Source organism: Bifidobacterium pseudolongum subsp. globosum, from assembly GCF_004155535.1.
GTDB lineage: Bacteria > Actinomycetota > Actinomycetes > Actinomycetales > Bifidobacteriaceae > Bifidobacterium > Bifidobacterium pseudolongum_C.
Window position 1 is genome coordinate 69,318 of record NZ_RYUH01000006.1, and the last position, 18,371, is coordinate 87,688.

Consider the following 18,371-nt stretch of genomic DNA (forward strand, 5'->3'; position numbering starts at 1 on the left):
ATCGTGACCAAAGGAAACCACATGCATACCAATCTTGCGCGGCGCGCGTTCGCGGCATTGTGTGGCGTGGCGCTCGCCGTTGCCGCAGCGGCATGCGGAGACAACACGGATCCGTCGGACCGGCCGGTCTCCAACGCCTCGTCGATCTCGGGCAGTTTCGCCGGCGCCGGCGCGTCATCCCAGCAGACGGCCGTCGAAGCATGGATCGCGGGCTACCAGAAGACCAACCCGGACGCGAAGATCTCGTACAATCCGTCCGGTTCCGGGGCGGGCGTCGTCACGTTCCTGACGGGTGCGACCGTCTGGGCCGGGTCCGACAAACCGCTCGACAGCGCGCAGGTCGAGGAATCCAAGCAGGTGTGCAGCGGCAGCACCGCGTTCGATGTGCCCGTCTACATCTCGCCGATCGCGATCGTCTTCAATCTGCGGGGCGTGTCCGACGCGGGCAAGCACATCAACATGGACGCCGCCACGATCGCGAAGGTGTTCAACGGCAAGATCACGCGTTGGAACGACCCGACGCTGGCCAAGCAGAACCCGGACCTCGACCTGCCGGACCTGCCGATCACCGTGGTGCACCGTTCCGACAAATCCGGCACGACGCTCAACCTGCTCGAATACCTCAAGGCGACGGCCGGCAAGGACTGGCCATACCAGCTTTCCGAAAACTGGCCGAACGATGTGGGGCAGGGCGCCAAGGGCACCTCCGGTGTCATCAGCACGATCGACCAGGCGAACGGCACCATCGGCTACGCCGACCTTTCGCAGGTGGGTGACATGGGCACCGTCGCCGTCAAAGTCGGCGACGAGTACACCGAGATCTCGGCCGACGCCGCGTCGAAGGCCGTGGCCGATTCCAAGCTCGACGAATCCGTTCCGGGCGCCAACCGCGTCGTTCTGGACATCAACCATGCCACGACGGAGCCAGGCGCGTACCCGATCGTGCTCGTCTCGTACGACATCGCATGCCCCATCTACCGCGATGAGAACACGGCGCGTTTCGCAAAGTCATGGCTTGGGTACATCACCGGCAAGGCAGGGCAGGACCAGGCGAAGAACGCGACCGGTTCCGCCCCGCTCCCCGAGAACATCGCCCAATACGTGCGCGCATCGATAGACGCCATTGAAGTGAAGTGAGGCCCATGTCCACGGCATCGAAACCATCAGCATCGCCCGCTGCGTCGTCGCTGACGCAACCGGTCAACGGGCAGAAGGCGGACCGCGTGTTCCGCGGCGTCGCCTATGCATGCGGCATCCTCATCCTCGTCACCCTCGCGGCGGTCGCCCTGTTCCTGCTGTTCCGTGCATGGCCGCTCATCGGCGGCGACCAGCAGGCGAACAGCGCGGTCATCGAGAACTTCACCGGCGGCAAAGCCAAGAGCTTCTGGGGGTATGTGGGCCCGCTGCTGTTCGGCACCGTGCTCGTGGCGGCGCTCGCGCTTGTGCTCGCGTTCTTCGTCTCGATCGGCATCGCGCTGTTCATCTCGCATTACGCACCCAAGCGCCTCGCAGCGGTGCTCAGCTACATCGTCGACATCCTCGCTGCGATCCCCTCGGTCATCTACGGCCTATGGGGAGGCCTCGTGCTCGTGCCGGCGATCTACCCGTTCTGGAACTGGATCGCCGAATACCTCGGCTGGATCCCGCTGTTCGCCGGGCCGGCCGCGAACCCGCCGCGCACCGTGGCGACCGTGGCGCTCGTGCTCGCGATCATGATCCTGCCGATCATCACGTCGATCGCCCGCGACATCTTCCTGCAGACGCCGAAGCTCCTCGAAGAGGCGGCCCTTGGCCTGGGCGCCACCAAATGGGAGATGATCAAACTGTCGGTGCTGCCGTTCGGCAAATCCGGCGTCATCTCGGCGTCGATGCTCGGCTTGGGACGTGCCCTCGGCGAGACGATGGCCGTGCTCATGATCCTGTCTCCCGGCCTCAAATACTCGTTCAAGCTGCTGCAGGCGTCGCAGAACCAGACCATCGCCGCGAACATCGCCGCACAATACCCGGAAGCTGACGGCATCGGCGTCTCGGTGCTCATCGGCACGGGCCTTGTGCTGTTCGTCATCACGTTCCTGGTGAATCTGCTCGCGCGCCGCATCACCGAGAAAGCGGGGAAGTGATGACCCAGACGAACCCCACCGGCACCGCACACACGCCGACGGCGGATGCGGCGCCCGTCATCGATTTCGACAAGTTCAAGCCGACGCGGTCGTACACGGCCGCGCGCAAACGCAAAGACATCGCGATGCGCGCGCTTATCATCCTCGCGTTCATCGTCGCGCTCATCCCGCTCATCTCGGTGCTGTGGACGACGCTTGTGCGGGGCTTCCGCCGTCTCAACTGGGATTTCCTGGGCCACAACATGACGAACGTCATCGGTGGCAACCCAACGCCGTCGGGCGGCTATGGCGGCATCCTGCATGCGATCATCGGCACGTTGGAGATCACGCTCGGCGCGATGCTCATCTCGATCCCGATCGGCGTCATGTGCGCCGTGTACCTCATCGAATACGCCGGCGGGTCGAAACTCGCGCGCACCATTCACCTGCTCGTGGACGTCATGAGCGGCATCCCGTCGATCGTGGCTGGCCTCTTCGCCTATTCGATGTTCGCGATCCTCGTGGGGCCGGGCACGCTCAACGGGTTCGAGGGGTCGGTCGCGCTGTCGCTGCTCATGATCCCGACCGTGGTGAAGACCACCGAGGAGATGCTCAAGATCGTGCCGAACGACCTGCGTGAGGCGTCGCTCGCTCTCGGTGTGACCAAGCAGCGCACCATCACCAAGGTCGTGTTGCGCACCGCGCTTTCGGGCATCGTCTCCGGGTCGATCCTCGCGATCGCTCGCGTCATCGGCGAAACGGCGCCGCTGCTCATCACGGCCGGGTACATCGTCTCGACGAACGCGAACCTGTTCGGCGGCGAGATGACGACGCTGCCGGTGTACGTGTACCAGGAGTATTCGAAGTACCGCGCGAACTGCCCGGCGGACGCCGCAAGCGGATGTGTGACGACGATCCCGATGGAGCGCGCGTGGTCCGCCGCGCTCGTGCTCATCGTCATCGTGCTCGTCCTCAACCTCATCGGCAGGATCGTCGCGAAAGTGTTCGCGCCGAAGAAGAAATAGACGGCAAGCCCTTCACAATCGTCTGAACAGCAAGGAAAGAATGTATGGGACAGCAAATTGATGTCAATCATCTCAACATCTACTACGGTAGTTTTCTCGCGGTGGAGGATGTCAATCTGCACATCGCCGCGAACAAGGTGACGGCGTTCATCGGGCCGTCCGGTTGCGGCAAATCGACCGTGTTGCGCACGCTCGACCGCATGCATGAGATCACGCCGGGCGCGCACTGCACGGGCGAGGTGCTGCTCGAAGGGCAGAACCTGTACGCCCCGGATGTCGACCCGGTGGCTGTGCGCCGTGACATCGGCATGGTCTTCCAGCGGCCCAACCCGTTCCCCACCATGTCGATCAGGCAGAACGTGCTCGCCGGCGTCGCGCTCAACAACCGGAAGATCTCCAAGTCGGACGCCGATGACCTTGTGGAGTGGGCGTTGCGCGGCGCGAACCTGTGGAACGAGGTCAAGGATCGTTTGGACAATCCGGGCATCGGCCTGTCGGGTGGCCAGCAGCAGCGCCTGTGCATCGCGCGCGCCGTGGCCGTGCACCCGCAGGTGCTGCTCATGGACGAGCCGTGTTCGGCGCTTGACCCGATTTCGACGCTCGCGGTGGAGGATCTGATCGAGGAACTCAAGCAGGACTACACGATTGTGATTGTGACGCACAACATGCAGCAGGCGGCGCGTGTGGCCGACTATACCGCGTTCTTCAACCTCAAGGCGGTGGGCCAGCCCGGGCACCTGGAGTACTTCGCGGACACGTCCACGATGTTCAACAACCCGCAGAACGAAGAGGCGGAACGCTACGTGTCGGGCCGCTTCGGCTGATCCGCACGCAAGTCCATGCATCGGGGTCTTCCAAGGGAGGGCCCCGATTTTTTGTATCGGGACGGCGCATACGCGGGCGTGCCCCACAACGTTGTCCGACTGTTCACCGTGTGTTCACCTGAACTGGTTTTCGGCACCACCACGCGGTTTTACGCTGGGAGTGTAATGCACAACCAGACGAAATCAGGTGGTTTCGTCGACGTCTTGAAAAGAGAACACACAGCTCATGAACAACCACATGGTGACCCGTTCGCTCGCCGCGGTATGCGGCGTAGGTCTGCTCGCTTCCCTCGCGGCCTGCGGAGACAACACCGCCGCCTCGGAAAGCACATCGGCCACGAAGGATGGCGTCGCATCGCTCACCGGTGAATACGCCGGCGCCGGCGCGTCATCCCAACAGACGGCCGTCGAAGCATGGATCGAAGGGTTCCGTTCCCAGGCGCCCAACGCCACCGTCGCCTACAACCCGTCCGGTTCGGGTGCGGGCGTGAGCACATTCCTGACCGGCTCGACCGTCTGGGCGGGCTCCGACAAGGCATTGAGCGCCGAGGAGGTCGAACGGTCGAAGAGCGTATGCGCGTCGGGCACCGCGTTCGATGTGCCCGTCTATGTCTCCCCGATCGCCGTGGCATTCAACCTCGACGGCATCTCCACCGCGGGCAAGCACGTCAACATGGACGCCGCGACCATCGCGAAGGTCTTCAACGGCGAAATCACCCGATGGAACGACCCGGCGATAACCGAACAGAACCCGGGGCTCGACCTGCCCAACCTCACCATCACCGTGGTCCATCGTTCTGACAAGTCGGGCACGACGCTCAACTTCGTCAGCTACCTCAAAGACGTGGCCCCAAGCGCGTGGCCCCACGACCTTTCCGAGAACTGGCCGAACGAAGTGGGGCAGGGCGCCAAGGGCACATCCGGCGTCGTCTCCACGATCAAGCAGGCCAACGGCACCATCGGCTACGCCGACTTCTCGCAGGTGGGCGACCTGGGGACGGTCGCCGTCAAGGTGGGCGGCGACTACACGCCCATATCGGCCAGTGCCGCGTCGAAGGTCATCGCGGATTCGCCGGTCGACACCAGCGTCGACGGTGACAACCGTATCGTCGTCGACATCAACCACAAGACCGCGGCCACCGGCGCGTACCCGATCGTGCTCGTCTCGTACGACATCGTGTGCCCCGCGTACAAGGAGTCCAAGGACGCGACATTCGCCAAGGCGTGGCTCACCTACGTCACCAGCGCCGAAGGGCAGAAGGCCGCGCAGGACGCCGCCGGCACCGCACCATTGCCAAGCAACCTGGCGGGCAAGATCACGGCGTCGATCGATCAGATCAAGGTCGGCTGACGCACCATGACCAGTACGACCCGTACCAGCGAACGGCACAATGACGCGCTCCGGCGCGCCAACGGGGCCATGGCCGACCGTCTGTTCAAAGGGGCGGCCTACGGCAGCGGGCTGTTGATCCTCGGCCTGCTCGCCGCGGTCGCCGTCTTCCTGCTCATGCGCGCATGGCCCGCCGTGGCCGGTCCGCGCAGCGCGACCCAGGAGGTCATCGCGAGTTTCACTGGCGGCCGGTTCGACTCGTTCGTGCACTACGTCGGGCCGCTCCTCTTCGGTTCGGTCCTCGTCGCCGCGCTCGCGCTTGCCATCGCGTTCTTCGTCTCCATCGGCATCGCGATCTTCATCTCGCAGTACGCGCCACGGCGCCTCGCCGCCGGCCTCAACACCGTCGTCGATCTGCTCGCCGCGATTCCCTCGGTCGTCTACGGCCTGTGGGGCGCGCTCGTGCTTGTGCCGGCCACTTACCCGTTCTGGGATTGGACGGCGCAGCATCTGGGCTGGATCCCATTGTTCGCCGGCCCCGCCGCCAATCCGCCGCGCACCGTCGCCACCGTCGCGCTCGTGCTGGCCGTCATGATCCTGCCGATCATCACTTCGATGACGCGCGACGTGTTCATGCAGGCGCCGTGGCTGCACCAGGAGGCGGCGCTCGCGCTCGGCGCGACGAAGTGGGAGACGATCAAGCTCGCGGTGCTGCCGTTCGGCAGATCCGGCATCATATCCGCTTCGATGCTCGGCCTGGGTCGTGCGCTCGGCGAGACGATGGCCGTGCTCATGATCCTGTCCCCGGGATTCGGCTATTCGTTCAACCTGCTCGAAGCGTCCAAAGACCAGACCATCGCCGCGAACATCGCCGCGCAATACGCGGAGGCGAACAATCTGGGCGTCAGCGTGCTCATCGCGACTGGACTGGTGCTCTTCGCGATCACGTTCGGCGTGAATTACGCGGCGCGCAGACTGACACGGAAGGCAACCTTATGACGACAATCGATCACGGCGCACTGCTCGACACGCAGCACATGATCCCCGACATCGACGCATTCAAGACGTCGCGCTCCACGGCCAAGGCGCGCGCACGCAAGGACCAGATCATGCGGGTCCTGTTCACGGCCACGTTCGTGGTCGCCACGATCCCGCTCGTCTCACTGCTGTGGACCACGGTGGCCAATGGCGCGAAACGTCTCAACGTCGGGTTCCTCACCCACAACATGACCGGCGTCATCGGCGGCAACCCCACGGTCGTCGGCGGCTATGGCGGCGTGCTGCACGCGATCATCGGCACGTTGGAGATCACGCTCGGCGCGATGGCCATCTCCATCCCCATCGGCGTCATGTGCGCCGTGTACCTCATCGAATACGCGAAAGACGGCCGGCTCGCCAAGACGATCCGCCTGCTCGTGGACGTCATGAGCGGCATCCCGTCGATCGTCGCGGGCCTCTTCGCACTCTCGCTCTTCGCGATCGTGTGCGGTCCCGGCACGTTCAACGGGGTCGAAGGGTCAGTCGCGCTCGCGCTGCTCATGCTGCCCACGGTGTGCAAATCCTCGGAGGAGATGCTCAGGATCGTGCCGAACGAGCTGCGCGAGGCGTCCCTCGCATTGGGCGTGACCAAGCAGCGCACCATCACCAAGGTCGTGTTGCGCACCGCGCTGCCCGGCATCGTCTCCGGTTCGATCCTCGCCGTCGCGCGCGTGATCGGCGAGACCGCGCCACTGCTCATGACGGCAGGCTACATCGTCTCGACGAACGTGAACCTATTCAGCGGGCAGATGACGACTTTGCCGGTGTACGTGTACCAGGAATATTCGAAACTCACCGCGAACTGCCCGCCGAACGCCGGCGCGTCATGTGTGACGACGATCCCGATGGAGCGCGCGTGGTCCGCCGCGCTCGTGCTCATCGTCATCGTGCTCGTCCTCAACCTCATCGGCAGACTCGTCGCGAAGATCTGTTCGGTCAGCACCGAACGCTGAAAGGAACTCCCCGCCATGGGACAACAGATTGATGTCAACCATCTCAACATCTACTACGGTGACTTCCTCGCGGTAGAGGACGTCAACATCAACATCGCCGCCAACAAGGTCACCGCGTTCATCGGGCCGTCCGGTTGCGGCAAGTCGACCGTGTTGTGCACGCTCGACCGCATGCATGAGATCACGCCGGGCGCGCACTGCACGGGCGAGGTGCTGCTCGAAGGGCGCGACCTGTATGCGAAAGACGTGGATCCGGTGGCCGTGCGCCGTGACATCGGCATGGTCTTCCAGCGGCCCAACCCGTTCCCCACCATGTCAATCCGCGAGAATGTGCTCGCGGGCGTGCGCCTCAACAACCGGAAGATCACGAAGTCGGACGCCGATGACCTTGTGGAGTGGGCGTTGCGCGGCGCGAACCTGTGGAACGAGGTCAAGGACCGTTTGGGCCATCCCGGCGTGGGGTTGTCGGGTGGCCAGCAGCAGCGCCTGTGCATCGCGCGCGCCGTGGCCGTGCACCCCACCGTGCTGCTCATGGACGAGCCGTGTTCGGCGCTTGACCCGATTTCGACGCTCGCGGTGGAAGACCTGATCGAGGAACTCAAGCAGGACTACACGATTGTGATTGTGACGCACAACATGCAGCAGGCGGCACGCATCGCCGATTACACGGCGTTCTTCAACCTCAAGGCGGTGGGGCAACCCGGTCACCTCGAGTACTTCGCCGACACCGCCACGATGTTCAACAACCCGCAGAACGAAGAGGCGGAACGCTACGTCTCCGGCCACTTCGGCTGATCGGGGTTGATACGCCGGGCCTGTGTGTCAGCCCGTCAGAGTGCCTGTTTGTTCGCTTCGGTCGTAGTGTTCGATGTGCGTCGCCGCGGGTCGGCAACATCCCGAACACATTCGCGTGGTAGCTTCGTGCTGTTCCGCCCTCGGGCGGGCATCAACAACGAAGGTTTCACGAGAAGAAAAAACAGGTTTCCATGGAGAAGTTTTTCCATTTGAAAGAGAACGGCACGTCCGTGTCGACCGAGTTCATGGCCGGCCTCACCACGTTCTTTGCGATGTCCTACATCATCATCGTCAACCCGCAGATCCTTTCGCAGACCGGCATGCCGTGGGGCGGCGTCTTCCTCGCCACCATCATCGCGTCCATCGTCGGCACGCTCGTCATGGGCCTGTTCGCGAACGTGCCGTATGCGCTCGCTCCGGGCATGGGCCTCAACGCGTTCTTCACCTACACCGTCTGCTTCGGCCTCGGCTTCACGTGGCAGGAGACGCTGTGCATGGTATTCCTGTGCGGTCTGATCAACATCCTCATCACGGTCACCAAGGTGCGCCAGATGATCATCCGCGCCATCCCCGATGCACTGCAGCACGCGATCGGCGGCGGCATCGGCCTGTTCGTGGCATACGTGGGCCTGCTCAACGTGGACCTCATCACGTTCTCCACGAAAGACGCCGAGTCGGCCGGCAAGGGCCTGTCCACCGGCGCCACGCCGGGCCTCGCCACGCTCAACAGCCCCACGCTGTGGCTGTTCCTCATCGGTCTGCTGCTCGTCATCGTCTTCACGATCCTCAAGATCAAGGGCGGCATGCTGCTCGCCATCGTCATCACCACGGTCATCGGCATCCCGATGGGCCTGACCACGATGAACAACTCGATCTCGATCGGCGACGCGTTCGGCCAGCTGCCGCAGACATTCGGCGCGCTGTTCACCGGCGAGGGCTTCGGTTCGCTCTTCTCGAACCCAGGGCGTCTGCCGCTCGTGCTCGTCACGATCTTCGCGTTCTCGATGTCCGACGTGTTCGACACGCTGGGCACGTTCATCGGCACCGGCCGCCGCACCGGCATCTTCTCGAAGGCCGACGAGGAATCGGCTGAGAACGGCTCCGGCTTCAAGACCAAGATGGACAAGGCGCTCTTCGCCGACTCCGTGGCCACGTCGATCGGCGCGATCTTCGGCACGTCGAACACCACTACGTACGTCGAATCGTCCGCCGGCATCGCCGCGGGCGGCCGCACCGGCCTCACCTCGGTCTTCGTCTCGCTGTTCTTCGCGCTGTCGATCTTCTTCGCCCCGGTCGTCTCCGCCGTGCCGAGCGCGGCCACGGCCGGCGTGCTCGTCATCGTCGGCTGCATGATGGCGGCCTCGCTCAAGGAAGTTCGTTGGGACGACATCAGCGAGGCGATCCCGGCGTTCTTCGCCTCGGTGTTCATGGCGTTCGCGTACTCGATCAGCTACGGCATCGCCGCTGGCTTCATTACGTACTGCATCGTCAAGGTGTGCCGCAAGAAGGCGAGCGAAGTGCATCCGATCGTCTGGATCGTCTCCGCCCTCTTCATCCTCGACTTCGTGTGCATGGCCATCCTGCAGTAGCCAGGTCTGCCCCCAACCGCAAGGGTGGTGTACATGGAATGTCCATGTACACCACCCTTGTGCTGTGCCCCCTTGTGCTGTGCCCCCTTGTGCTGTGCCCCCTTGTGCTGTGCCCCCTGCTGTGCCCCCTGCTGTGCCCCCTTGTGGTGTGCCGCCTTTTTGGTGTACCGCCCCACACCTCTTTTGGTGTACCATCTTTGTGATGCATCTTCCTTATTGTTACGGGTAGTGCTTCTGTGGCTACGGGTAGTGCTTCTACCCGTGCTTTCGCTCCAAAATCGTTGAGAAATAGCGGTTTTTTGAGTAGTGCTTACCCGGAAAAACACTACCCGTAGCGAAGAAAGCACTACCCGTAGCAGGGAGGGGAGGAGAGGCTTGCAACATATAAAGACTGCCCGTATTTGGCTACGGGCAGTCTGGAGGGAGTGAGCTAGCGGCAGTGCTCACTTCTTCTGCGTGGCTTGCATCTGGTCGATGATCTCGGTGATCCACTCGTGCAGGCCCTTGTAGTTGGAAGGCATCTGCTCGGTCATATCGACCACGGGCACATTGCCGGAGTCCGCGGCGGAGATGAGCTGGTCGGTCATGTCGCTCGGCTCCTGCGAGTTGATGATCAGCATCTTCGCGTCGCCCTTCTTGAGCAGGTCGGTGAACTGCTTGATGTCGGACGGCGTTGGCTCGCTCTCGTTCGCGGCGGCCTGCTTGTAGCCCTTCGGCGTCACATCCTTGAGCCCCATGTCGTCGGCCAGGTATTCGCCCACCGACTCCGTGGCGGCGTACGGCATGGCGTCGTCGGCCTGCGCCACGGTGGCGAGCTGTTCCTCGAGCTTGTCTTCGGCGGCCTGCCACTTCTCATTGAGCGCCTGGAACTGCGCCTTGTGCTCGGGCATGATCTTTTCGTACGCGGCGGTGATCGCGTCGGCCGTCTTCACGCGCACGTCGGATGAGAACCACACGTGCGGGTTGTCCCCGGTCTTCTTGCCGCCTTCGTCCGCGGCGTCGATCACGATCGCCTTGGACTGCTCGGCCGCTTTGACCGCCCATTCGTCATAGCCGGCGCCGTTGACGATCGCGACCTGTGCGTGCTGGAATTTCGAGATGTCGTTGGACGTCGGCTCGTAATCATGCGCGTCGGTGCTCGTGTTGTTGAGGATCGACGTGACGTCCACGTACGACCCGCCCAGTTCCTTCGCGAGCGAACCCCACTGGTTCGAGGCGGCGATCACGGTGATCACGCCGTCTTTGTCTGCCGTGCTCGACGCGGATGGCGAAGCTTCGCTTTGGCCGGAGCACGCCGCCACGCTGGCCGCCAATACGATGGCGGTGAGTGCGGCGAACGCCCGGCGAATCCATGTGTTCATAAGTGCTTCCTTCACTGTTCGGTGCTGGTGTTCGGTTGCGTGTCTACGTCTGTACGGCCCGCCCGCGCGCATACATATACATACATATATATGAGCGCATAGCGGGGCTCTGATATTCGAGCATAGCACACTACTGAGAATGATTCTCAATATGCACGGAGCTCGCGCAATACCTTCGATTGTAGGGCGCACGGGTTTGCCCCAGCTGGGGAAATGGGCGGATTGACTTCAGGGCTTACATGCGCGACACGCCCGGAGTGCCGTACGTCGGTGGGGCACGGTAGATTCAAACTCTTGTAAACCACAGACCGTTGGTTGAGGGTCACCCGTGACCCTACGAAGTTTGGTTCGCCAAGCCAGCGCAGGTTGAGAAACAAGGATCCTTGATGGTTCAAGGACGTTTGCCGCTCTGCCTGTGCGCAGGGCTTTTTTGTTACCCGGTTTTGGCGCCCCGCCTCACAGTCAACGGCCGACTTAGGAAGGAACGCCATGAAGAGGCCCGAAAAGGAAGTGGTGGTCGCCGAGCTTACGGAAGCATTCCGTAACGCTGACGCGGTCTACCTGACCGAGTACCGCGGGCTTACCGTTCCGCAGATCTCCGATCTGCGCGAAAAGCTAGGCCGCGATACTTCCTACACTGTGGCTAAGAACACGCTGTTCCGCATCGCCGCTAAGGAAGCCGGCATTGAGGGTCTCGACGAGATGCTCACCGGTCCTTCCGCCGTCGTCTTCGTGAAGGGTGACTTCATCGACGCTGCGAAGATTCTGCGTGACTTCGCCAAGACCAACAAGGCCCTCATCGTCAAGGGCGGTTTCGCAGACGGAACCGTGTACGACGCCGAGGGTGCCAAGCAGCTCGCAGACCTCAAGTCTCGTCCGGAACTGCTTGCCGAACTGGCCGGCGCCCTCAAGGGCACCATGGCCAAGGCCGCACGCCTGTTCAACGCGCTGCCGACGAAGGCCGTTCGCACGGTCGACGCCCTGCGCGAAAAGCAGGAGAAGGCTGCCTGATCGCCCTGCGGTTCACCGCAGTGCAATCGGTCGGAATAAACCGGAAAACAAAGAAAAATTTCAGGTGTGCGGAACCGAAACAACCCGCCGCGCGCCACGATTGAAAGGAAGCCATAATGGCTAAGTTCACCCAGGATGAGCTGCTCGAAGCTTTCGGTGAAATGACCCTCGTCGAGCTCTCCGAGTTCGTCAAGGCCTTCGAAGAGAAGTTCGACGTTGAGGCCTCCGCTCCGGTCGCCGTCGCCGCTGCCGCCGCTCCGGGCGCTGCTCCGGCTGAGGAAGAGAAGGATGAGTTCGACGTCATCCTCTCCGCCGTTGGCGACAAGAAGATCCAGGTCATCAAGGCTGTGCGTGGCATCACCAACCTCGGCCTCGCCGAGGCCAAGGCCCTCGTGGACGGCGCTCCGAAGCCGGTCCTCGAGCACGCCAAGAAGGAAGACGCCGAGAAGGCCAAGGCTCAGCTCGAAGAAGCTGGCGCCACCGTCGAGCTCAAGTGATTTGCGCGGCATAAGCCGCATATCGCTTAAGACATGACGTCTGACCCCGTAGGGCACAAGCCCTGCGGGGTTTTTCTTTCCGGTCAGTCGGGCGTGAACACCCGCCGCGTACCCCGGTGAAACACCGTGTATTGCGATAGACTGGCGGGAGTAAGAGCGATTGGCTGCCGCAGTGCTTGATTGGGCGTGCTGCGTACAATGGTGCAGCGCGTGCCCACTCGATGAAAGGAAGGTCCCACGGTGAGCGGTGATCAACAAGCAACGACGAAATGGATGATCCGCGTGGATGGGTCGGATTTGACCAGCGTCGAGGCCGGGCAGACCGTGGAGATAGGTCGTAAACCGTTGCGCCCTTTGAGCGATGACGGCACCACCCGCGTCGAGATTCTCGACGACACCCGCTCGATGTCGAAGCGCCACGCCGAATTCTCCGTGAAAAGCGACGGCAACGCGATTCTGCGCGACATGAACTCCACGAACGGCACGTATCTGGTGCGCCCGGGCAACGACTTGGTACGCCTGCCTTCCGGCTCCGACTTCGCACTGACCGACGACACCGTGCGCCTGCAGTTCGGCGACGTGCCGGTGGATTTTGTGCGCTTCATCGACGACAGCACCACGCACCGCGACGACCCGGCTGTGGCGAACCTGTTCGACTACGCGCTCGACAACGTAGCGTCCGAACCGGAGGCATCGGAGCTTTCGGTGGACGATATCCTCAATCTGCGCGCCGGCGAGCCCACCAACATCTTTGATTCCAACAGCGTGCGCACGCGCGCGCACGAGTTGCGCGAAGCGGAACGGCAGACCTTCGTGCCGTTCGCACAGCCGATCAACCCGGTGACCACGAACGATGCGGTCGAAGAGGACGTGCCCGATGCGGCTCCCCGCGACCTGTTCGCGGATGCGCACGATGTGGCCGCAGGCAAGATTGACGAGCCTGCGGTGAAGAAAGAGGAGTTCGTGCCGCGCATGCATGATGGCCCGCGCCACGCCGGTGGGCGCCCGGCCGACCGTCTGATCTCCGTCGACGAATTGGGCAAGCCACGCCTGCCCGACATCATGCCGCTGCAGATGACGCCGCAGCAGCCCGCAGTCCAACAGACTGCCGCACCGCAAGCCGCCACCCAGCATCCTGCCGTTCAGCAGACGCCTGCCATCCAGCAGACCTCCGCGCAGCCTACACCTACTCAGGCCGCCCCCGTGCAGGAACCGCAGCCGGCCTCCCAGCCCACGCCGGTCGTGGAACATGACACGCAGCCGATGGTGCAGCGCACCCAAGAGCAGCAGGGGCAGGAGCAGCGCCGCTTCGCCGAGCAGAGCACGGCCCTTGACTTCGAAGTGCTTACCACGTCGTTGCACGCCGAGCACCGTGAGGAACCGGTCGCGGTGGATGTGCAGTCGGCCGCACCTGCCACTCAGACGTCCAGCGAGCAACGGGACAACGCGCCTAGCACGGCTGCCACGACGCAGCCCGCGCAGACAGCAGCGCAGCAGCCCGCGCAGACCCAGCAGCCTACACAATCCGCCCAAGCCGTGCAGCCGGTGCAGGCCCAGACCGCGTCTGTCACGACCGATGACGACGTCGCGCGCTTCAAGCCCACCGCACAGGTGAGCGAAGTGGACCAGCTTGAGCAGACGCAGGCCTTCACCCCGGCCTTCGAACCCGGTTCGGTGTTCGAGCGCGTGGCCAAGGGCGAGTTCAACCAGCGCGAGGAGCTCGTGGAAGCCGGCGGCTACAACTCCGACCAGGCACGCCGCAGCGACGACTTCGCCGAACAATTCGAAATGGCGCGCCATGCCGAACTGCTGCCGTTCCTCGCCATGAACCCGGCGCTGTACGACGACTTGTACGCATGGCTCGCCGCGCAGGGCAACGCCGACGTGGACAAGGCGCTCAGCACCAATCCCGGTTACGAAGACTACCGCAAAGCGATGGGGAAGTGAGTCAACCCGATGACAGATAACACGGCGCAAACGCCGCAGGCCCTTAACACCTTGCGCACGTGGCGCGAGGAATTCAAGGCGAACCTGGTGCCATCCCCGCTTGAGGATGTGAGCCAGCTTTCCGCCAAACTCGATCTGACACACGCGCACCCCTCCGGGATCGCGCAGCTCTTCGGCAACGGCAGCGCACCGCTGCATTCGCTGTTCCGTGACAGCGGCATGCTGCGTGCCGCCGCGCGCCGTGCCGAACGTGTGCTCGACGACCAGAGCGCCAAGAAACGCTTCAGCGGCGTGGCCGAACTCTCGCTCGTCGTGGGTGTGGCCACGTGGAAGGGCAACAGCATGCCCGTGCTGCTCTACCCGGTGGAAGTGGTGCGTGACGGCACGCCGGTGGAGCACCATACCACCATCAGCTTCACCGGCCATGTGCGCCTCAACGCGCAGTTCCTGGCCGTGATGCGCGAACACGGCGTGCATCTGGACGAACGCCAGCTCTTCGATGGCTCGAACTACAGGAGCGGCACGCCGGAGACGGCCGCGGTGTTCGCCGCGATCACGCAGATGGCGCAGCATGTGTTCCCCGATTTCTCGATCGAACGGCAGATCATCCTGGGCTGCTTCATGGATCCCTCCACGCAGATCCTTGTGGAAAGCCAGATGATCATCGACCATTTGGCCAAGGGCCCCAGCGGCAACGCGATGCTCGACGCGCTCGCCGGATTCCCGGAGGCGCGCGACCACCTGTCGAACCAGCAGATGCCCCCATACAGCCCATTCGACGGCGACCCGCATTCGGAATTCGAAGTGGGCGATGTGGACAACACCGTGCGCTATGCCGCCAACATGGCCGCCGCGGGCCACAGCGTGTTCGTGGACGGCACGCAAGACACCGACACGGCGGAACAGGCCGCGGCGATCGCCTCGCGGTGCATCATGGCCGGCCGCTCGGTGCTGTATGTGCCCTGCGTGCCCGACCAGAAGCGCCGGTTCATCAACGTGATGCGCGCGAACGAGCTGGGCGGCCAGTTGCTCGACGTGGCCGACCAGAACGCCAACGCAGCGATCGACCACCAGCTGATCAGCGCGGTGGGCTACCAGCAGGGCGTGGCCACCTCGCGCTTCGATCAGCTGGCCGATGAGCTCGTGGGCGTGCGCTCGCGTCTCACCCGCTATCTCGGCGACCTGCACGGGGTGAACAAGACGTGGAACGTGTCTGCCTATCAGACCATCCAGAACCTGGCCAACATCTCCGAACTGCCCACACACCCTGCCACCCATGTGCGTCTGGGCAAAGAGGTGGCGCGCTCCATCGGCTCGTCGCTCGACGACTGGGCGAGCAAGCTCGAACGCGCCGGCGAACTGGGTGAATACACGATCGGCCCCGACGACACCGCATGGTACAAGGCCTCGTTGTATACGGAAGACGAGGCGATCGACGCCTACCAGCGTGTTGTGGACATACTGCGCAACCTGCTGCCGGCCACGCGCGAGCAGGTGGAGTCGACCGTGAAGACGTGCGGCTTCTCGATTCCCACAACCGCGCAGGAGTGGACCAAGCAGGTCACGGTGCTCAAGAACCTGCGCCGTGTGCTCGACGTGTTCCAGCCCGAGATCTTCGAACGCGACATCGACGCGATGATCGAAGCCACCACGCCCAAGGCCGAGCGCAAATCCGAAGGCCAGTCCATGGGTTTCTGGGACCGCCGCCGCCAGATCAAAGAGGCGAAGAGCATGTTGCGCGTCGGCGCGCATGTCGAAGACCTGCACGACGCGCTCGTAGTCGTGGAGAAGCAGGCCCAGCAGTGGCGCCTGTTCGTGCCGCATGGCGGCTGGCCCGTGCTGCCGCCGAAGCTCGACGACATTGTGGCCACGCAAGAGGCGCTGCTGAGCAACATGACGGCGCTCGACACCGTGCTCGCCACCACGCCCGAAGGTGGTGATCTGCAGACCGCCGACTTCAACGTGGTCGAGGAGCGCCTCAAGGCGCTGTTCGACGATCGCAAGGCGCTCGACACACTGCCCGAGCGTTGCAGCCTGGAGCGCGAACTTGACGCCGCCGGCTTCGGCGAGCTCATCGCCGACCTGCATGACCGCCATGTGCCGGTGAATGCTGTGCGCGACGAACTGCGGCTCACATGGTGGACCACCGTGTTCGACGACATCGTGCACTCCTCGGCGATCATCTCGAACCAAGACGGTTCGGCGCTGCAAAGCGCCTCCGACCGCTTCATCCAAGTGGACACCGAGCATGTGCGATCGGTGGGCCCCATGATCATGCAGGAATCGATGCGCCGCCTGTGTGACCTGCTGTTCGCCCGCACGCAAGAGGCGAACATGTTGCACACCGTGCTCGCAGGCCCCAACGCCGCCTCGCTCAGCCGCATCCACCACGACCACCCTGAGATCCTGGCCGCGGCGAAGCCCGTGCTCATGGCCACGCCGGCCACGCTCGCCTCGGTGACGAAGCCCACGCCGATCGCCGACGTGGTGATCATCGACGCCGCCGCGCACCTGCCGCCCGTGCTGCTGTTGAGCATCCTGTGCCGCGCGCGCCAAGTGGTCGTGCTCGCACACCGCCAGACGATCACGAGCGGCAGCATCAGCGACCTGGTGCAACTGCTGCCCGACATCACCGTGCAACCGCACCCCACCCGCCGCGACCCGCGCGTGAACATGTTCCTCGTCGAACAGGGCTACGGCGAGGTGACGAACGACGTCGTGCGCGAAAACGTGCAGGGCCATGTGCTCTACCACCAGATTGAAGCCACCGGCGTGCCGGTCATGGCGAGCGGACTCGTGGAAAGCAGCCAGCAAGAGATCGACGAGATCGTGGCGATGATCACCCGCCGCGCCCAGACCTTCACCATCGTGCCCGGCAGCTACATCCTGACCGTCGTGTGCATGACCGAGACGTTCCGCACGCGCCTTGGCGCCGAACTCAAGTCGCTCGCCACCAAGAACGAGTTCATGGGCCGGTTCCTGCGCCATGTGCGCATTGTGGACATCACCGACGTGACCGGCGCCCACGCCACCGATGTGATCCTTTCGATGAGCTACGCGAAGACGTCGCACGGGCGCCTGCTCCAGCAGTTCGGCGCCTTGGAAAGCGACGGCGGCCGCGGCATGCTGCTCGATGCACTCGCGCTCGCCGACCACCACATCGACATTGTGAGCGCGTTCGGCGCCGACGATCTGGAAGACGACCGACTGCACCACGCGGGCTCCAAGATGCTCAAGACCGTGCTGCAGTGGGCGCAGCGCCTGGGCAACGAGCAGCCGATTGAGCCGCAGTCCCACCCGGATGCGTCCAACGTGCTGATCGACGATCTGGCCAACCGCATCCGCGAACGCGGGCTCAACGTGGCCGTGGACTACGGTCTTGACCACGGCATGCGCCTGCCGATGGTCGTGGGCGCGAAAGACAAGCCGTACACGCTGGCCGTGTTCACCGACGACGCGCAGTTCATGGGCATCCAGTCCACGCGCGAACGCCACCGCATCCTGCAGCAGGAGATGGGCGCCCTCGGCTGGTCGGTCATGACCATCTGGAGCGTGGCCGCGTTCGTCAACCCGGAGAAAGAGGTTGACCGCGTGGTGGCACGCTTGGGCGAACTCTACCAGGAGAGCAAATGACAAGCGAAGAGCCGCAAGAAGGGGCCGCGCGCCCCTACAGCGCCGAGCGCCGCACGCCACGCCGCCACAAGCGCGTGGTGGTGCGGGGCACCGAACGCTTTGACGCAGACGGTGTGAAGCTCGAGCCAAGCGATGTGCGCACACGCGAACAGCAGGCGGCCGACGACGACCGCCGCATCCTCGGTGAGCTGCCACCGCACTGGGGTGTGTTCCAAGAGCGCGCGTAGCCAGTGCCAACACGCGCCTGAGCCCCCGCGCCACTGCACAGG

Annotated in this window: 15 protein-coding genes; 14 read left to right on the top strand and 1 reads right to left on the bottom strand. The window is 63.8% G+C overall.

Annotated features, from left to right (window positions below; genetic code table 11):
* Positions 1–21: 21 nt before the first annotated feature.
* From PG2093B_RS01870 to PG2093B_RS01910, 9 genes are all read left to right on the top strand, one after another.
* Entirely contained in the window at positions 22–1,137 is a 1,116-nt protein-coding gene (locus tag PG2093B_RS01870; protein ID WP_129896899.1) for a phosphate ABC transporter substrate-binding protein PstS, read from the top strand.
* A gap of 5 nt (positions 1,138–1,142) precedes the next feature.
* On the top strand, positions 1,143–2,120 hold the full coding sequence (pstC, locus tag PG2093B_RS01875; protein WP_129896900.1) for a phosphate ABC transporter permease subunit PstC: 978 nt from the start codon (positions 1,143–1,145) through the stop codon (positions 2,118–2,120).
* Positions 2,120–3,124 (top strand): phosphate ABC transporter permease PstA, encoded by a 1,005-nt coding sequence (pstA, locus tag PG2093B_RS01880; protein ID WP_129896901.1) that lies wholly within the window; start codon positions 2,120–2,122, stop codon positions 3,122–3,124. Before pstC (PG2093B_RS01875) ends, pstA (PG2093B_RS01880) begins: the two co-directional genes overlap by 1 nt.
* Positions 3,125–3,168: 44 nt before the next feature.
* A complete protein-coding gene (gene pstB, locus PG2093B_RS01885) occupies positions 3,169–3,948 on the top strand; it encodes a phosphate ABC transporter ATP-binding protein PstB (protein ID WP_129896902.1) in 780 nt (259 codons plus the stop codon).
* A 226-nt stretch (positions 3,949–4,174) separates the two neighbouring features.
* The gene (gene pstS, locus PG2093B_RS01890; protein WP_129896903.1) at positions 4,175–5,299 is read left to right on the top strand and encodes a phosphate ABC transporter substrate-binding protein PstS; all 1,125 of its coding nucleotides are present in this window, start codon (positions 4,175–4,177) and stop codon (positions 5,297–5,299) included.
* Between the two features lie 6 nt (positions 5,300–5,305).
* Positions 5,306–6,277 carry a phosphate ABC transporter permease subunit PstC gene (gene pstC, locus PG2093B_RS01895; protein ID WP_129896904.1) on the top strand — a complete coding sequence of 324 codons (972 nt, stop codon included), beginning with the start codon at positions 5,306–5,308 and terminating at the stop codon, positions 6,275–6,277.
* Positions 6,274–7,269 carry a phosphate ABC transporter permease PstA gene (gene pstA, locus PG2093B_RS01900; protein WP_165369676.1) on the top strand — a complete coding sequence of 332 codons (996 nt, stop codon included), beginning with the start codon at positions 6,274–6,276 and terminating at the stop codon, positions 7,267–7,269. The genes pstC (PG2093B_RS01895) and pstA (PG2093B_RS01900) overlap by 4 nt, the downstream gene beginning before the upstream one ends.
* 15 nt (positions 7,270–7,284) lie before the next feature.
* Complete coding sequence (gene pstB, locus PG2093B_RS01905) at positions 7,285–8,064, top strand: phosphate ABC transporter ATP-binding protein PstB (RefSeq protein WP_129896905.1); 780 nt, start codon at positions 7,285–7,287, stop codon at positions 8,062–8,064.
* Between the two features lie 191 nt (positions 8,065–8,255).
* Positions 8,256–9,653, top strand: coding sequence for an NCS2 family permease (locus PG2093B_RS01910; protein WP_129896906.1), 1,398 nt, complete (start codon positions 8,256–8,258; stop codon positions 9,651–9,653).
* 443 nt (positions 9,654–10,096) lie between these two features.
* On the opposite strand, the gene PG2093B_RS01915 is transcribed toward PG2093B_RS01910, so the two are convergent.
* The gene (locus PG2093B_RS01915; protein ID WP_129896907.1) at positions 10,097–11,014 is read right to left on the bottom strand and encodes a metal ABC transporter solute-binding protein, Zn/Mn family; all 918 of its coding nucleotides are present in this window, start codon (positions 11,012–11,014) and stop codon (positions 10,097–10,099) included.
* 489 nt (positions 11,015–11,503) lie between these two features.
* On the opposite strand from PG2093B_RS01915, the gene rplJ reads away from it, so the two are divergent.
* From rplJ to PG2093B_RS01945, 5 genes are all read left to right on the top strand, one after another.
* Positions 11,504–12,025, top strand: coding sequence for a 50S ribosomal protein L10 (rplJ, locus tag PG2093B_RS01925; RefSeq protein ID WP_022858901.1), 522 nt, complete (start codon positions 11,504–11,506; stop codon positions 12,023–12,025).
* Between the two features lie 116 nt (positions 12,026–12,141).
* Positions 12,142–12,522 carry a 50S ribosomal protein L7/L12 gene (rplL, locus tag PG2093B_RS01930; protein ID WP_022858902.1) on the top strand — a complete coding sequence of 127 codons (381 nt, stop codon included), beginning with the start codon at positions 12,142–12,144 and terminating at the stop codon, positions 12,520–12,522.
* A gap of 240 nt (positions 12,523–12,762) precedes the next feature.
* Positions 12,763–14,469: an FHA domain-containing protein gene (locus PG2093B_RS01935; protein WP_431520205.1), complete on the top strand. Its 1,707-nt coding sequence runs from the start codon at positions 12,763–12,765 to the stop codon at positions 14,467–14,469.
* A gap of 9 nt (positions 14,470–14,478) precedes the next feature.
* Positions 14,479–18,102 (top strand): helicase, encoded by a 3,624-nt coding sequence (locus tag PG2093B_RS01940; RefSeq protein ID WP_129896908.1) that lies wholly within the window; start codon positions 14,479–14,481, stop codon positions 18,100–18,102.
* Positions 18,099–18,329, top strand: a complete 231-nt coding sequence (locus PG2093B_RS01945) for a hypothetical protein (protein WP_129896909.1) — start codon at positions 18,099–18,101, stop codon at positions 18,327–18,329. Before PG2093B_RS01940 ends, PG2093B_RS01945 begins: the two co-directional genes overlap by 4 nt.
* Positions 18,330–18,371 lie beyond the last annotated feature (42 nt).

What these genes read in the sequence shown, in the direction of transcription:
- PG2093B_RS01870 (WP_129896899.1), top strand. Translation starts at nt 22, where the DNA reads ATGCATACCAATCTTGCGCGGCGCGCGTTCGCGGCATTGTGTGGCGTG.
- pstC (WP_129896900.1), top strand. Translation starts at nt 1,143, where the DNA reads ATGTCCACGGCATCGAAACCATCAGCATCGCCCGCTGCGTCGTCGCTG.
- pstA (WP_129896901.1), top strand. Translation starts at nt 2,120, where the DNA reads ATGACCCAGACGAACCCCACCGGCACCGCACACACGCCGACGGCGGAT.
- pstB (WP_129896902.1), top strand. Translation starts at nt 3,169, where the DNA reads ATGGGACAGCAAATTGATGTCAATCATCTCAACATCTACTACGGTAGT.
- pstS (WP_129896903.1), top strand. Translation starts at nt 4,175, where the DNA reads ATGAACAACCACATGGTGACCCGTTCGCTCGCCGCGGTATGCGGCGTA.
- pstC (WP_129896904.1), top strand. Translation starts at nt 5,306, where the DNA reads ATGACCAGTACGACCCGTACCAGCGAACGGCACAATGACGCGCTCCGG.
- pstA (WP_165369676.1), top strand. Translation starts at nt 6,274, where the DNA reads ATGACGACAATCGATCACGGCGCACTGCTCGACACGCAGCACATGATC.
- pstB (WP_129896905.1), top strand. Translation starts at nt 7,285, where the DNA reads ATGGGACAACAGATTGATGTCAACCATCTCAACATCTACTACGGTGAC.
- PG2093B_RS01910 (WP_129896906.1), top strand. Translation starts at nt 8,256, where the DNA reads ATGGAGAAGTTTTTCCATTTGAAAGAGAACGGCACGTCCGTGTCGACC.
- PG2093B_RS01915 (WP_129896907.1), bottom strand. Translation starts at nt 11,014, where the DNA reads ATGAACACATGGATTCGCCGGGCGTTCGCCGCACTCACCGCCATCGTA.
- rplJ (WP_022858901.1), top strand. Translation starts at nt 11,504, where the DNA reads ATGAAGAGGCCCGAAAAGGAAGTGGTGGTCGCCGAGCTTACGGAAGCA.
- rplL (WP_022858902.1), top strand. Translation starts at nt 12,142, where the DNA reads ATGGCTAAGTTCACCCAGGATGAGCTGCTCGAAGCTTTCGGTGAAATG.
- PG2093B_RS01940 (WP_129896908.1), top strand. Translation starts at nt 14,479, where the DNA reads ATGACAGATAACACGGCGCAAACGCCGCAGGCCCTTAACACCTTGCGC.
- PG2093B_RS01945 (WP_129896909.1), top strand. Translation starts at nt 18,099, where the DNA reads ATGACAAGCGAAGAGCCGCAAGAAGGGGCCGCGCGCCCCTACAGCGCC.